Consider the following 13,740-nt stretch of genomic DNA (forward strand, 5'->3'; position numbering starts at 1 on the left):
CGAGCAAAGAGAGAAAAGAGGACCTGCGGGTTCTCTTTTTTGTCTATTTATTAAGCATAAAGTGTTAGTCCTTATATATTAGAAAAATGTTAGGTAATGGTTAGAAAATGTGACACAGAGCCTGTTTCACGGTACAATGTTATCGGATACATTTTATCTAAAGGAGGAAATCTCATGGTAGGAATTGTTTTAGCCAGCCATGGTGGATTTGCCGATGGAATTGCGCAGTCTGCGCAAATGCTGTTTGGCGAACAAGACAATTTTGCTCATGTCATTTTAAAGCCCGATGAAGGGCCTGATGATATAAGAAGCAAAATGGAAACAGCAATTGCTTCATTTGAAAATCAAGATGAAGTTTTGTTAATAGTTGATTTATGGGGAGGTACGCCATTTAATCAAGCAAATGCTTTGCTTGAAAAACATCCAAATTGGGCGGTTGTCACTGGTATGAATCTACCAATGGTTGTAGAAGCACTAACTCAGAGGATGACAAACCCTGACATTACCGCTCATCAAATTGCAACGGCGATTGTTGAGCCAGCTAAGAATGGAATTAAAACTAAACCTGCAGAATTAATGCCAAAAGATTCTACAGAAACAAAAAAGGAATCAAATTCTGAAAATAAAGAGAGTAAGAAATCTATTCCTGAAGGTACTGTTGTTGGTGATGGTCATATTAAGTTTGTTTTAGCTCGGATTGATTCCCGATTGCTACACGGACAAGTGGCAACTGGCTGGATACCAACCATGCACCCTGACCGAGTTATCGTTGTTTCTGACAGTGTAGCAAAAGACGAAATGCGTAAAAGCATGATTCGTGAAGCTGCTCCTGCTGGTGTCAAAGCGCATACTGTTCCGTTGAAAAAGATGGTAGAGATCGCTAAAGATCCCCGCTTTGGTAACACACATGCCTTACTGCTTTTTGAAAATCCAGAAGATGTTTTAAAAGTCATCAAAGCAGGCGTCGACATTAAGACAGTCAATGTTGGCTCAATGTCCTATAAAGTAGGCGATGTCAATGCTAACAATGTGTTGTCCATGAATCAAGAAGATGTTGATACTTTCCACGAACTTGAAAAAATGGGAATCAAGTATGATGTGCGTAAAGTTCCAACTGATAAAGAGGGCAATATGGAAGCTATTTTAAATAAAGCTCAAAGTTTGCTTGATGAACAAAACAAGTAAGAGAATAGGAGTAAAAAATGAACGCTATTCAAATGATTTTAGTTGTCATAGTTGCCTTTCTTGCAGGTATGGAAGGCATCTTGGACCAATGGGAATTCCACCAACCATTGGTTGCTTGTACACTAATCGGCCTGGTAACCGGTAATCTGGTTTTGGGTGTTATCTTAGGTGGCTATTTACAAATGATCGCCTTGGGCTGGGCAAATATTGGTGCTGCTGTTGCTCCTGATGCTGCTTTGGCTTCAGTAGCTTCCGCTATCATCTTGGTTCAAAGTGGTCAAGGAACAAAGGGCATTGGTATGGCTACTGGTATTGCCATGCCTCTGGCCGTTGCCGGACTATTTTTGACTATGATCGTTCGGACAATTTCTACTGGTATTGTCCACATTATGGATGCTGATGCTAAAAAAGGCGATTGGCGTAAAATTAATATGTGGCAATGGCTTGATGTTTGTCTGCAGGGATTGAGAATCGCTATTCCGGCTGCACTGCTGTTAGCTATTCCTGCTTCACAAGTTAGATACTGGCTGGGCTTAATGCCAGCATGGCTTAGTGATGGTATGTCAATAGGTGGTGCCATGGTTGTTGCCGTTGGTTACGCAATGGTAATCAACATGATGGCTAGTCGTGAAGTTTGGCCGTTCTTTGCCATCGGTTTTGCTTTGGCAGCTATTAAAGATCTAACTTTGATTGCTTTGGGTGCAATCGGTTTAGCGATGGCGCTCATGTACTTAGCTTTAGAGTCAAAAAATGGCAATAACGGCAGTTCAAGTTCTGATAATGAGGGTACCGGCGATCCACTCGGCGATATCATAGATGACTATTAGAGTGATATTTAAGAGGAGGATTTTATAATGGCTGATAAAAAAATAAAATTAACTAAAGCCGACCGCTTCAAAGTTATGTGGCACTCACAATTTTTGCAAGCTTCATGGAACTACGAAAGAATGCAGAACGGTGGGTACGCATATTCACTTATTCCTGCTTTGAGAAAACTTTATCCTAAAAAAGAAGATATGGCAGCTGCTTTGCAGAGACACCTGGTCTTCTTCAACGTTCACCCTTACTTAGTATCGCCAATTCTAGGTGTTACTTTAGCCTTAGAAGAGGATAAGGCTAATGGAGCTAAAGTTGAAGATGAAGCTATTCAAGGTGTTAAGGTTGGAATGATGGGACCTTTAGCCGGTGTCGGTGACCCTGTATTCTGGTACACTGTACGGCCAATTGTTGGTGCTCTAGGTGCCTCAATGGCTATTCAAGGCAATATTTTAGGACCAATTTTGTTCTTCGTTATTTGGAACGTAATTAGATTGGCCTTCATGTGGTACACACAGGAATTTGGCTACAAGGCTGGTTCTGCGATTACTAATGATATGTCTGGTGGTCTATTGCAAAAGGTAACCCGTGGAGCTTCGATGATGGGTATGTTTGTTTTAGGCTCCCTGATTGAACGCTGGGTTAACATTAAGTTCACTCCGATTGTTTCAAAGACGCCTGTCCAAAAGGGTGGCTATATTGATTGGGGCTCACTTCCAGCCGGTGCTAAAGGGATTCAGCAGGCTCTAATTGACCAAGCTAATGGCTTGTCTTTAACCAAGTTTAAAGTAACTACTTTGCAAAACAACTTGGATAGTTTAATCCCTGGCTTAGCTGGACTGCTTTTGACTTTTCTGTGTATGTGGCTGTTAAAGAAGAAAGTTTCACCAATCGTAATTATTATTGCCATCTTCGTTGTTGGTGTCGTTTTGCATGTTCTGCATGTGCTTTAATCTAAAATGGTTGAATCAAGAAATACTAAAGTTGACTTAACGGCAAATGCGACTTGGTTTCGTTCGTTTTCAACATATGGTAAAGTAATGGTCGGAGATAAGGCATTTGAATTCTATAATGATCGCAATATCTCTGATTATGTCCAAATCCCGTGGCAAGAAGTTACCTATGTTGTTGCGGATGTTTATTTTCACGGACGTTATATACCACGTTTTGAAATTCGCACCCGTGCAAACGGAAAATTTATTTTTACAACACGTAATAATAAAAAAACTTTGCGCGCTATTCGTGAATATGTATCTGCCAATCGCATGCGACAGGCACTGGGATTATGGCAAAAAATCAAAAGAAGAATAATGCATAAATAAAAAAGTTCCTAGACAAAATTAATTGTCTAGGAATTTTTTTACTTAATTCTTGGTTTTAATACTTATTTCTCCGACAACACCTAATTCATCAGCAACTTTCTGTTGTAAAGCTTGAATTGCTATGCTTTCTTTTCTTCGTGCCAAATTTTAGATACGATTGACAAAACTATAAAGATTAACAGTGCAGAAATCATTGATACTCTGTTTTCAGGTAAGATTAACAACAATATGATCATTAAAATAAAAAAGATCAGTGTTATGTAGTCCAAAAAAGGGAAAACAGGCATTTTAAAATCTGTTAATTCTTGTGCTGGCGTTTTTTTGCGGTAGGAAATGTGGGTTAAAAGCATCAGACACCAGATAATTAAAAACATACTGGTAGATGTAGATGAAATAAAATTAAACGCCTCATTCCCAATAATTATAATAACTAAGGGGGCCAAAGCCATTAGGCAAGCGGATAAAGTCAAGGCATTCTGTGGCAGCTGTCTTCTCAGGTGACCAAATGTCTGGTTAAATTTTCCCTTACCGTTAAAAGTTACGGAAAATAGCAATCTGCCTGCACTGTATAAAATACTGTTAGTCGAGGAAACAGCAGCAGAAATAACCACAAAATTGATAATTGAGCCGGCATTGCGGATGCCAGTGGCAGCTAATGTCTGTACAAAAGGACTAGAGTTAGTTGCTACTTTATTCCAGGGAATCACTACTAAAATAGCGATGATAGCAAGCACATAAAATAAAATTATTCGTAGTGGAACCTCATTAATAGCCTTTCTAATTGTTACTTTGGGGTTTTGCGCCTCTGCAGCAGTTAATCCGACTAGTTCAACTCCAACAAAGCTAAAGATAACCATCTGAAAACCGGAAAAGAACCCGGTGCCGCCTTTAGCAAAAAAGCCGCCATGTGTGGATAAGTTAGCAAGAGTAACGGGTCCAAAAGAGGTTTTTCCACCAGTTATTAACAAATAGGCCACTAAAATCACGAATGCAATAACGGTCACAATTTTAATTATGGCAAAACTAAATTCCAGATTGCCAAAAAGACGTGCAGAAAGCAAATTGATAAATAGTAAAATTGCGATGGTTACTAAGCCAGGTACCCATGTAGGCAAATGGGGAAACCAGTATTGAAAATATATTCCCAAGGCTGTCATTTCTGCCATACCCAGAGTTACCCAGCTGATCCAGTAGAGATAACCTGAAATAAATCCAGTGTTTTTACCCAAGTACTTTTCAATAAAATCAATATAGGTATGCTTGGATAAGTCTGAAACTATGAGCTCACCTAAAGCTCGCATTAGTAGAAATAAGAAAATACCGACAACGACATAAATCAAAATGACACTGGGACCGGCTCGTCTAATGCTATTACCTACGCCTAGAAATAAACCAGTACCAATTGTCCCACCCAGGGCAATCAATTGAATATGCGCGTTAGTCAAGGTTCGTTCGTAACCAGAACCGTTATTTTCCTCTTCTTCGCTCATTAAATCACTCCAAATACTTAAAAATTAGTTACATTATTAAATTATAGCATTATACATAAGTGTATGTTTTTAACCAAACTAAAATTTCGCTAAATTGTAAATTTTGTTATGTTAAAAAGGGCTTTATTTAAAGACAAATTGTAGTATCATATATTTTATTAAAAATAAATTAAGGAGGAAGATTTAATGTTTACCATTGGCCAATTTACTGTTAATAACTTGGAGATTAGTTTGGTATTACCGGAAGTCAGTCATGCGGATGCTTTATACGAAATTATTGTCCATGACCGTGATCAGCTGGCACATTTTTTACCTTGGGCAGGTAAGATAGCGAGTGTCAAAGATGAAGTTGATTTTATTAAGGCAATGCGAGTTGACACCGCTAATTATAAGAAACTGGTACTAGTTGTTCTTGTCAATGGCAAACCAGCGGGAATGGTTGACCTGCACAATATTAAGCTGAAAAATGAAAGCGGCGAAATTGGCTATTGGCTGGGACAAAAATATCAGGGTAACGGAATAATGACCCATGCCGTTAAAAAGTTAGTAGACGTATCATTCAACCAGTTTGGATTACACAGTATTAAATTACTGGCAGATCATAATAATAAACCTAGTAGAGCCATTGCAGAGAGGCTGCACTTTGAATATGTGGCCAGGCTTAAAGATGAAGTTAAGTATCACGGTAAGTTCTGTGATATGGAGTTATATATCACATTTAACCCTAAAAACTAATCAAAAAAATTGCTGGTAAAATTTACCAGCAATTTTGTTATTTGTCTTCGTATCCTTGAGGATGAGTTTGATGCCATTTCCAAGCACTTGCCATCATATCTTCAGCGCTCTCGTGTTGTGGCTCCCAGCCTAAAATAGTTCTGGCTTTAGCTGAATCGGCAACTAAACTGTCAGGGTCTCCTGCACGTCGTGGTCCCATAGTATATGGAATTTCAATATTGGTAACTTTACGAGCCGCCTGTAAGATCTCTAAGTTGGAATAACCGTGAGCAGTTCCGAGGTTGAAAACATCGGATTTGTTGGTTTTAACTAAGTATTTTAGTGCCAGTACATGCGCGTCGATGAGATCTTCGATTTGAACGTAATCTCTGACATTAGTGCCATCTTTAGTGTCGTAGTCATTACCAAAAATGGTAAATTTACCATAGCCACTGACAGCACTTTTTAAAATATTAGGAATTAAATGCGTTTCCGGAGAATGATCTTCTCCGATTGACCCATCACTTGCAGCACCAGCAACGTTGAAATAGCGCAGTGCAATTGATTTGATATCATCAGCTTTATCTGCCCAGTGTATAATTTTTTCCATCATTACTTTGGTTTCGCCATAAGGACTGATCGGATTAAGTGGTGAATCTTCAGTAATTGGCAATTTCTTAGGGATGCCGTATGTGGCAGCGCTAGAAGAAAAGACGAGGTATTTTACATCGGCATCTTTCATGGCCTCCAGGAGTGCGATCATACCTGAAACGTTATTATCATAGTATTTCAGTGGCTTTTGCACGGATTCAGGCACTAAAGAATAAGCGGCAAAGTGCATAACTGCCTCAATTTTTTCTTGACGCAATATTTGACTGACTAAAAACTTGTTTTCAATATCTCCTTGGTAAAACTTGGCTTTAGGGTTGACTGCCTTTCTGTATCCAGTGTACAAAGCGTCAAGGACAACAACATCATTATTTTGTTCAATTAATTTCTTTACAGCTACTGAGCCAATATACCCGGCACCGCCGATAACTAAAACGCGCATAAATTCCTCCAATTATTATATGGTAATGATCTTCTGTCTAAATTTTAGCACAGTCTGTTAATTTAAAAGACAATTATTGACAGTAAAATCATTTTGCAATAAAGTTACTTTTAGTAAGATAGCAAGAAAGAAGTATCAAAATGATTCATAATTCCACAATTAACCAGCAAATTAATCATCGCTCTATCAGAAAATTTAAAGATCAAACACTAAGTGCAGAACAATTAAATACTTTGTACACCGTTTTTCAACATACAGCGACCAGCATGTTTATGCAAAATGCGACAATGCTTCATATTACTGATGAAAGTAAAAGGGCAAAAATCAGAGAATTGTGCGGACAAAAATATGTTGGTGCTGAAGGAGATTTGTTTATCTTTATAGTTGATTTATACCGCAACCAACAAATTCGCCGCCAGTTAGGTAAAGATGACGGCCGTGTTCATACCACTGACATTTTCTTTCAGGGGATGGATGACACATTACTTGCTTGGCAAAATGTGGCTAATGCTGTTGAAAGTATGAATTTAGGTTATGTGCCACTTGGCACAATTAATGATCACCCGTTAAAAATGTTGGAAGTGCTTGACTTGCCTAAACTGACGTTTCCAGCTTTAGGGATGCAAGTGGGTATTCCTGACCAAGAGCCGCAATTGAAGCCGCGCTTGCCGCTAGCATTTACTACTTTTGAAAATGAGTATCCGCGTGATTTTAAAGTGGCAGACTTGAAAGACTATGACCAAGTCGTTACAACTTACTATGATTTGCGAGATGCTAATAGACGTATTGATTCTTTTACCAAGCAAATAACTGGTGACAAGTTAAACGATAAGAGAATTGACCGTGATGAGTTGCCAAAATTGCTGCACAAGCAAGAACTTTGCCTAGATTGGAAATAAAATAAAAGTCGCGCATTCGATTGCACGACTTTTTTTGTTTTGGTATAATTTAAACGTTGTGAAAGTTGCTGATTTAGCTCAGTTGGTAGAGCGTTTCCCTCGTAAAGAAAAGGTCGCCAGTTCGATTCTGGCAATCAGCATTCAGAAGTTTATGTTAGATTAAATATCCTTGATATATCAGCGTTTTCTGTTGGTAAGTTAAGGTTATTTTTTGTTTATTAAAGATAATTATGCACACAATACGGAACACGTTTTTAGCTGTGTTCTTGATAAAAACTTTTAGGTGGGCTTTTAGGTTGATATAACGGTATTTATAACCACTTTTTTGTGTGCAAATTATTTTAGTTAGATTATTAAACAAATCATATCACCATTATTGTTTAACATTTTAGTCGCTCTATTCTTTGAAAAATTATGAGCATAAATCAATATTATTGCTAATTCTCAACAAAATTATAAATATAGTCTTTAAAGTGAATAAAAACTAAAATAAAAATTAAAACAGTGCCTTGTCTAACAATGAGAAAGCCATAAGACACTGTTTTAATATACGATCAGCTAATATGAATAGTATTTATGTGGCAGTAACTAATTAATAATTAACAAATAAAAATTATATTTTGCAATATATTTAATATTGCAAAATATAATGTAAAATGTAAAATAGAACTATAGGAAATTCAGTTATTTCTTCTTGGATGTATCTTCTAGATTACTAAGAGCGTATTCACATGCTTGAATAACGAAACTAGAAAAAGTAACGTCTTTTCCTTCAATTGCTTCTTCTATCTGTTTAATAAGACTCAATGGAAAACGAATCGTCTTATTTTCAGTTTCTTTTCGATTTGATCTAATTTGAAATGCCAATTTGTTCACCTCCTGTCTGGAATAATTGTAAGGAGTAATCCATAATAAATATGCATTGCATAAAGCAAGACAAATCAGTGACTACTAGATAAGGGAGGTGAATTACTAAGTAATATTAAATGAACAATATGTTTATCGTATTAAGGCAAAATATACAGAAATATAATTTGTGAAAAAGAGAATATTATTACCTAGTTTGTTCACTAGTAAGTTTTAGAGTACTAGAGGAGAAAAATGATGACGAATTTTGATGTAGAACTATATGCGAGCCAAGTGGATCTTACTTTGGAAAGTGGTGACAATAAGGTAATCGTTATTCGCGGAGCTAGCGGTACTAAAATATATAAGGATGTAAAGAAGGTTACTGGACAAAAAAATTTCTGGTCAGACGATAAAATTGTGTTTGAGTATCGCTGGGGCGGCTTTGAAGAAATAGACTTAACACCAGATACTATCATGAATGGTGTCAAGGTATCAGATTTTTTGGAATAGGATTTTCATATAAAAGAATAAAAGGAGAAAACTATGAAATTAAAAAAAGCCATAGTGGCATTAGTTGCAAGTTTAAGTTTAGTTGCAAGTGCTGGCAGTATTAGTACAAGTCAAGTACAAACAGTCCATGCAGCAAAAATGAAGTATGAATCGAACATGGACACGCCCAAATTTATGCGTGGGAAATGGTATTATGCTGGTGAAAAAAAGCCACGGGTCAGGTATACTAAATCCGTTTCATCAGTCATTAGATGGGGTCAAGGGTTATTTGAGGTTAAAAAAAACGTTGCTAAATGGAAAAAATTAGGTAAAAACAAATATAAAATAACAAACCAAGAGCATAACAAGGACGGAAGTAAGAGTTCGTTCATGGGTTCAACGTTTGAGCTTAAAAAAGCTAGCTATAAAAATAAAAAATATAAAGTTTTAATTGATTATTGGGACGACCTTGGTGAACGTGAGAGTATTTCCTATACTCCAATGTTTAATCACAGAATTAGTAAAAAAGATGCTAGAAAATTAGTGAAGAAGTGTCATTTAAGTAAATTTAAACTGAAATATGTATTGCAAAGCATCAAGGATGCATAGGTTTCTAAACTAAAGGAGCAAGATAATGAAAATAAAAAAGGTTTTAATAACGCTAGTGGCTAGTGTGGGCTTAATTGCCACTGTTGCAACTGTTAATAAGAATGAAGAGCAAACAGTTAAAGCCGACGGACAATATCAGGATCCACCTAAAGCACTTAGAGGTAAATGGTATGACTTAAATAAACACGACTCAAATTATTTCTATATATTAGGCACTAAAAAAAGCATTGATGCTGGTGAGGCATACTCTGATACTCTTTATGAGAATAGTAGGGAAGATTCCAAAAATGAATGCATTAAAACTGAATATAAGAAATTGGGTAAGAATAATTACGATTTGATTCAAACAATACAGAATAAGAAATCAAAGAAAATTGTAAAAGATGTTAATAATGAAAAAGTTAAGAACATTTCTTACAAAGGAAAAAAGTATCGTGTTTTGTTAATTGGTTATCGCCATCCAGGTAGAACAGTAAAGCGCTATTGGGGTTTATTTAGCAAGAACACGTCAAAAAAGATCGGCAAGGCTTTATTAAAGAAATGTCACTTAAGTAAAAAGGTTTTGAAGAAAACAATTAAAGAATCTATTCAGTAGATTTTTAATAAGGTGATAAATAGGGACTCTTTGCGGGTCCTTATTTTAGTTAATTACAGGGAGGTAAAAGCTAATGAAAAGTATTAAGAAATTGATAATGCTAACTATTGCGTGTTCGATGTTAATAACGCCTGTAGTTGCTACTGAGCAAGTTGTTTCTGCTGAAATTCTTTCTAAAAGAGCACAAAAAGAATTTGACATGGGTAATATAGCTGATACTGTATCGAATAAGCTGGGCAACTACGCTGATGACTTAGATTATAGAATGCACCAAGGAAAAAAAGTATCCGCTAAACAAAAAAGAAAAACTGATAAACTCATCAAAGCATATTACAAAATAGTAGTTAAAACATATCCTAAGATGAATAAATTAGGTACGAATGCCTATGGTCTGGTTAACAGTGCTATCGATTCTATCAAACTTTGTAAAAAAATATGTACATGGTCTAAAGCTTCAAAGTATTTAAAAACTTTGAAAAAATATCAAAAGGAAATCAACAAAGCTAGAAAAGCGGAAATTGCGAATAATTCTCCTAAGGTAAAACTTTTTGACGGCTTGGATTATCAATCTTCATTAACTAAGCACCAACAAAAAATCTTCAAAAAGAAGAATCTGTATTTAAGAGAAGATGATTTAAAAAAGTTAGCAGACTTTGAGCACATCAAGATTCCAGCAGATGTTAAGGTTGCGGATATTACATATGAGTATGCATTTTCAAATTTTAGTGGTATAGAATATAAACTTTCGAATGATCAAACAATCACTAAAGATGTTGATGGAGGTATAGAATTTAATTGGACGTAGAAAGGGTATATCTTTATGGGAAAACTAAACATGAAAATTAATAAAAAATTGTTGCAAGTGCTGTTTGCATGCACAATTACAATAATGCCACTGCTTGGTTACACAAAAACAACCTCTGTCGTATATGCTGCAAAAATTGTAATTGATCCGGTAGAAAAAACTCTAGAAAAAATGAGTAAGCTCCGAAACGATCTCGATGACCATTGCCTTGAATTAAGTAGTTCTAAAGTCAGTAGTAAAAAGAAGCAAAAATATAATAAACTTTTAAAATCATTCTATGATACGGCCACAAAAGCTTGCAATATATCTGATTTAAGCTCGCAGGTTAAAGCAGCTATAAATGATGGAATTGAGCAATTAGACAGTGAAAAAGATTCTCTTAAGAAAGTTAAAGGTCTTAAAATTTCAAAATATCTCACGGCTCTTAAGAAATTGAAACAAAGAATTAATGCGGCTCAAAGAACAGTACGTGAAGATAGTTCCAAGTATGTTAAAGGAACTGAAAACTTTGTTTATGATAAAGATCGATCTAAGAACATTACTGATAAAAATTTGTACTTACGTGTAAATGATATAAAAAAATTGCATATTCCTGAGGATGCATATATAACAGCAGAAACTTATAACTTTAACGAGGTACACTATACTTTATCTAATCAGCAAAAAGTAACCAAAAAAGCTGATGGTAGTTTAGATCTTAAAACTATTCATACTGAAACTGCTGCAGAATTAGAAAAGAAAAAATTAGCAAAACAAATTAAACAATATTACAATACCACTGTCAAAAAAGGAGAAAAATACTCAACCTATAATAAAAAGTCGATCAATAAGGCTATTAAACTCTATCAAAAAGCAGATAAATATTTAGCAAGTTTTAGTACAAAAACTAATGTTAAAAAATATCGTAAATCACTCAAAAATAAAATTGGGATATTAAAAGCCGATAAAGCCGACTCTTGGCGAATGAGTAAAAAACGAATTAAAATTTCTCAAAAGACTTTACGTAAGCTTGGTGTTCCAAAAAATGCCAAAGTAAAGAGAAGCTATAATAATGGTGATCTAGTTAGTGTATATGGCGAACCTGATCATGGGCGTAGCACTTTTTATGAATTTTATAAAGGTAAAAAACATGTTGCTACCGTTGTTACTTATGCTGATGGTTATAGCTCTTCTATGTTTCCATAGTGATAAGCATAAACCAGCCCAGAACTAGCTTTGCAACAGCCCCTATTTGGTTGCATTTTATGCTCTAAGTTAGCATTTTTATTTCTTTCTATTTAGGTTGCAGTGTAGTAGTGAGCTTTCTATATAAGGAAAATAAAGATGAAAATTTTAAACGGCAAAGATTTATGCCAATATTTTAATTTCAGCACAACTTTATTATATAAGCCTAGAAAATCTAGTATGCCATTTCATCAATTGCCTGGTGGACGTGCTTATTACTTGCCTGTGAGGTTGCGCATTGGCTAAAGCAAGCAGGTTATCATCAAGAATTTAAGTGGAGTAATACGAATTAATAAAAGAAAAATTTTTAATAATTCATCGAATATTAGTTGCTTTTTATATAAAAGTTCATTTTCAAGTTCTGATAAGCAACTAATATTCAGAAAAATCGTTTAAATTAATAAGCCTTGATTTATCAACGTTTTACGAAGGTAAATCAAGGCTGATTTTTGTTATTAAATAATTGCAGAAATAGTTGGACTAACTAGGGATTAACGTCCTTTTGCTGGGTGTTAATCCTTTGCAATTTTAGTATATAAAATTATGATAGTGCTTTTGCTTATACTTTAAAGCTAGTTTCTTTGATTTATAAGAATGATCGGAAACATAAAAACCCGAAGATAAAGTTAAAATTTTGAAGTGCAACTAAAAAGTTAGACATTTTATTATTAAGCAATATAAGCATTAAAAAATCTTACTGACACTTGTTTCAAGTCTGACAGTAATGATATATTGAGGGAAGCATAGTTTAATTTTTTAAGTTATCAATTATTTTGAGAAAGAATAAATGCATCATGAACATCAAATTAAATAAAAAAATTATCAAAATTGCCATTGTCGCTTTAGCGCTTATTACTGCTAGCGCAACCGCTGCACCAACCACTATTACTAATTTAACTACTGTTTCAGCTAATGCTAAGAAACATCACAAGAAAACTAAAAAGACTAAAAAGAAAGCTTACGTCATTGCTAAATACTACGATGAATTCAAACCCGGTTACAGCTACACCTACAACAAAAAGAAAGGTGTTTTCATTGGTCATAAAATGAAGAAACACTCTTCTTCAACCACTGACTCTGATGAACTAAGAGTTGAAAAAGCCACTAGCACTTATGACGTACCTAAAGTAAAAAAATTTACTAAAGACATCATTGCAAATTACAACCTAGAAGGCGATAGATGGTCAAAAACTAACATAACCGTGAATATTCAAGCCTTAACAAATGAACAACAACAGATTGCTAAAGGTGCAATAGATCAAATTAACAACTTAAACATTATTAATCTAACTATTACCACTAAAAAAGCAAACATAACAATTGTTCCAATAGAACAAAATAAAACAGCTTCGGCAAAAACACGTCTTGAAAGCACAGGTGATACATACAAAAACTTAGATTTAATAGAAACTGCAACAATAGAATTATACAACCCTACAATAAATAGTCATTCTAATGGAAACTATCCACTAGAATTGAATAAAATAATACTACATGAATTAGGACATGCCGTAGGATTAGAACATACGCATTCTGACATAAACAACATAATGAACCCTACTACATATACTGAAAGCACAAATACAATTGACTCAACTCATGCAGCTATCGACCAAGATTACATCAATGATTTAGCTATTCTTTACCAAAACTAATTTCTGTCATCAATATATCGACCATATTAACGACCAT

The 13,740-nt window shown here is 35.0% G+C and carries 15 protein-coding genes and 1 tRNA gene; 13 read left to right on the forward strand and 3 right to left on the reverse strand.

What is annotated here, in order from left to right; genetic code table 11:
* Positions 1–174 precede the first annotated feature (174 nt).
* The 4 genes from JF76_RS01810 to JF76_RS01825 are packed head-to-tail and all read left to right on the forward strand — an operon-like array spanning position 175 to position 3,323.
* Positions 175–1,185, forward strand: coding sequence for a mannose/fructose/sorbose PTS transporter subunit IIA (locus JF76_RS01810; RefSeq protein ID WP_045927570.1), 1,011 nt, complete (start codon positions 175–177; stop codon positions 1,183–1,185).
* Between the two features lie 17 nt (positions 1,186–1,202).
* Positions 1,203–2,012 (forward strand): PTS mannose/fructose/sorbose transporter subunit IIC, encoded by an 810-nt coding sequence (locus JF76_RS01815; RefSeq protein WP_045927571.1) that lies wholly within the window; start codon positions 1,203–1,205, stop codon positions 2,010–2,012.
* A gap of 27 nt (positions 2,013–2,039) precedes the next feature.
* A complete protein-coding gene (locus tag JF76_RS01820) occupies positions 2,040–2,954 on the forward strand; it encodes a PTS system mannose/fructose/sorbose family transporter subunit IID (RefSeq protein ID WP_045927572.1) in 915 nt (304 codons plus the stop codon).
* A 6-nt stretch (positions 2,955–2,960) separates the two neighbouring features.
* A complete protein-coding gene (locus JF76_RS01825) occupies positions 2,961–3,323 on the forward strand; it encodes a DUF956 family protein (RefSeq protein ID WP_045927573.1) in 363 nt (120 codons plus the stop codon).
* Positions 3,324–3,442: 119 nt separating this feature from the next.
* Here JF76_RS01825 and JF76_RS01830 read toward each other — a convergent pair whose 3' ends face one another.
* On the reverse strand, positions 3,443–4,813 hold the full coding sequence (locus JF76_RS01830) for an amino acid permease (protein ID WP_045927574.1): 1,371 nt from the start codon (positions 4,811–4,813) through the stop codon (positions 3,443–3,445).
* 186 nt (positions 4,814–4,999) lie between these two features.
* On the opposite strand from JF76_RS01830, the gene JF76_RS01835 reads away from it, so the two are divergent.
* A complete protein-coding gene (locus JF76_RS01835) occupies positions 5,000–5,548 on the forward strand; it encodes a GNAT family N-acetyltransferase (RefSeq protein WP_045927575.1) in 549 nt (182 codons plus the stop codon).
* Between the two features lie 37 nt (positions 5,549–5,585).
* Here the strand turns inward: JF76_RS01835 and galE are convergent, their stop codons facing one another.
* Entirely contained in the window at positions 5,586–6,578 is a 993-nt protein-coding gene (gene galE / locus JF76_RS01840) for a UDP-glucose 4-epimerase GalE (protein WP_045927576.1), read from the reverse strand.
* 140 nt (positions 6,579–6,718) lie between these two features.
* Between galE and JF76_RS01845 the strand changes: the two genes are divergently transcribed.
* Positions 6,719–7,477 carry an NADPH-dependent oxidoreductase gene (locus tag JF76_RS01845; RefSeq protein ID WP_045927577.1) on the forward strand — a complete coding sequence of 253 codons (759 nt, stop codon included), beginning with the start codon at positions 6,719–6,721 and terminating at the stop codon, positions 7,475–7,477.
* A gap of 67 nt (positions 7,478–7,544) precedes the next feature.
* A tRNA-Thr gene (locus JF76_RS01850) sits at positions 7,545–7,617 on the forward strand.
* A gap of 544 nt (positions 7,618–8,161) precedes the next feature.
* On the opposite strand, the gene JF76_RS01855 is transcribed toward JF76_RS01850, so the two are convergent.
* The gene (locus tag JF76_RS01855; RefSeq protein ID WP_045927578.1) at positions 8,162–8,344 is read right to left on the reverse strand and encodes a YlcI/YnfO family protein; all 183 of its coding nucleotides are present in this window, start codon (positions 8,342–8,344) and stop codon (positions 8,162–8,164) included.
* 237 nt (positions 8,345–8,581) lie between these two features.
* Here JF76_RS01855 and JF76_RS01860 point away from each other — a divergent pair, with 237 nt between their 5' ends.
* From JF76_RS01860 to JF76_RS01890, 6 genes are all read left to right on the forward strand, one after another.
* Positions 8,582–8,836, forward strand: a complete 255-nt coding sequence (locus JF76_RS01860; RefSeq protein WP_045927579.1) for a hypothetical protein — start codon at positions 8,582–8,584, stop codon at positions 8,834–8,836.
* Positions 8,837–8,869: 33 nt separating this feature from the next.
* Positions 8,870–9,424 (forward strand): hypothetical protein, encoded by a 555-nt coding sequence (locus JF76_RS01865; RefSeq protein WP_045927580.1) that lies wholly within the window; start codon positions 8,870–8,872, stop codon positions 9,422–9,424.
* A 25-nt stretch (positions 9,425–9,449) separates the two neighbouring features.
* On the forward strand, positions 9,450–10,019 hold the full coding sequence (locus JF76_RS01870) for a hypothetical protein (protein WP_045927581.1): 570 nt from the start codon (positions 9,450–9,452) through the stop codon (positions 10,017–10,019).
* A gap of 73 nt (positions 10,020–10,092) precedes the next feature.
* Entirely contained in the window at positions 10,093–10,824 is a 732-nt protein-coding gene (locus JF76_RS01875; protein ID WP_045927582.1) for a hypothetical protein, read from the forward strand.
* Between the two features lie 30 nt (positions 10,825–10,854).
* Positions 10,855–12,009: a hypothetical protein gene (locus JF76_RS01880; RefSeq protein ID WP_045927583.1), complete on the forward strand. Its 1,155-nt coding sequence runs from the start codon at positions 10,855–10,857 to the stop codon at positions 12,007–12,009.
* Positions 12,010–12,842: 833 nt separating this feature from the next.
* Positions 12,843–13,703 (forward strand): zinc metalloprotease, encoded by an 861-nt coding sequence (locus JF76_RS01890; protein ID WP_045927584.1) that lies wholly within the window; start codon positions 12,843–12,845, stop codon positions 13,701–13,703.
* The last annotated feature ends 37 nt before the right edge of the window (positions 13,704–13,740 follow it).

This window comes from Lactobacillus kullabergensis (assembly GCF_000967195.1).
GTDB lineage: Bacteria > Bacillota > Bacilli > Lactobacillales > Lactobacillaceae > Lactobacillus > Lactobacillus kullabergensis.

Excerpts from the sequence above, each read along its gene's own strand:
- JF76_RS01870 (WP_045927581.1), top strand. The coding sequence starts at position 9,450 with ATGAAAATAAAAAAGGTTTTAATAACGCTAGTGGCTAGTGTGGGCTTA.
- JF76_RS01845 (WP_045927577.1), top strand. The coding sequence starts at position 6,719 with ATGATTCATAATTCCACAATTAACCAGCAAATTAATCATCGCTCTATC.
- JF76_RS01875 (WP_045927582.1), top strand. The coding sequence starts at position 10,093 with ATGAAAAGTATTAAGAAATTGATAATGCTAACTATTGCGTGTTCGATG.
- galE (WP_045927576.1), bottom strand. The coding sequence starts at position 6,578 with ATGCGCGTTTTAGTTATCGGCGGTGCCGGGTATATTGGCTCAGTAGCT.
- JF76_RS01835 (WP_045927575.1), top strand. The coding sequence starts at position 5,000 with ATGTTTACCATTGGCCAATTTACTGTTAATAACTTGGAGATTAGTTTG.
- JF76_RS01880 (WP_045927583.1), top strand. The coding sequence starts at position 10,855 with ATGAAAATTAATAAAAAATTGTTGCAAGTGCTGTTTGCATGCACAATT.
- JF76_RS01865 (WP_045927580.1), top strand. The coding sequence starts at position 8,870 with ATGAAATTAAAAAAAGCCATAGTGGCATTAGTTGCAAGTTTAAGTTTA.
- JF76_RS01815 (WP_045927571.1), top strand. The coding sequence starts at position 1,203 with ATGAACGCTATTCAAATGATTTTAGTTGTCATAGTTGCCTTTCTTGCA.
- JF76_RS01830 (WP_045927574.1), bottom strand. The coding sequence starts at position 4,813 with ATGAGCGAAGAAGAGGAAAATAACGGTTCTGGTTACGAACGAACCTTG.
- JF76_RS01810 (WP_045927570.1), top strand. The coding sequence starts at position 175 with ATGGTAGGAATTGTTTTAGCCAGCCATGGTGGATTTGCCGATGGAATT.
- JF76_RS01820 (WP_045927572.1), top strand. The coding sequence starts at position 2,040 with ATGGCTGATAAAAAAATAAAATTAACTAAAGCCGACCGCTTCAAAGTT.
- JF76_RS01860 (WP_045927579.1), top strand. The coding sequence starts at position 8,582 with ATGACGAATTTTGATGTAGAACTATATGCGAGCCAAGTGGATCTTACT.
- JF76_RS01890 (WP_045927584.1), top strand. The coding sequence starts at position 12,843 with ATGAACATCAAATTAAATAAAAAAATTATCAAAATTGCCATTGTCGCT.
- JF76_RS01825 (WP_045927573.1), top strand. The coding sequence starts at position 2,961 with ATGGTTGAATCAAGAAATACTAAAGTTGACTTAACGGCAAATGCGACT.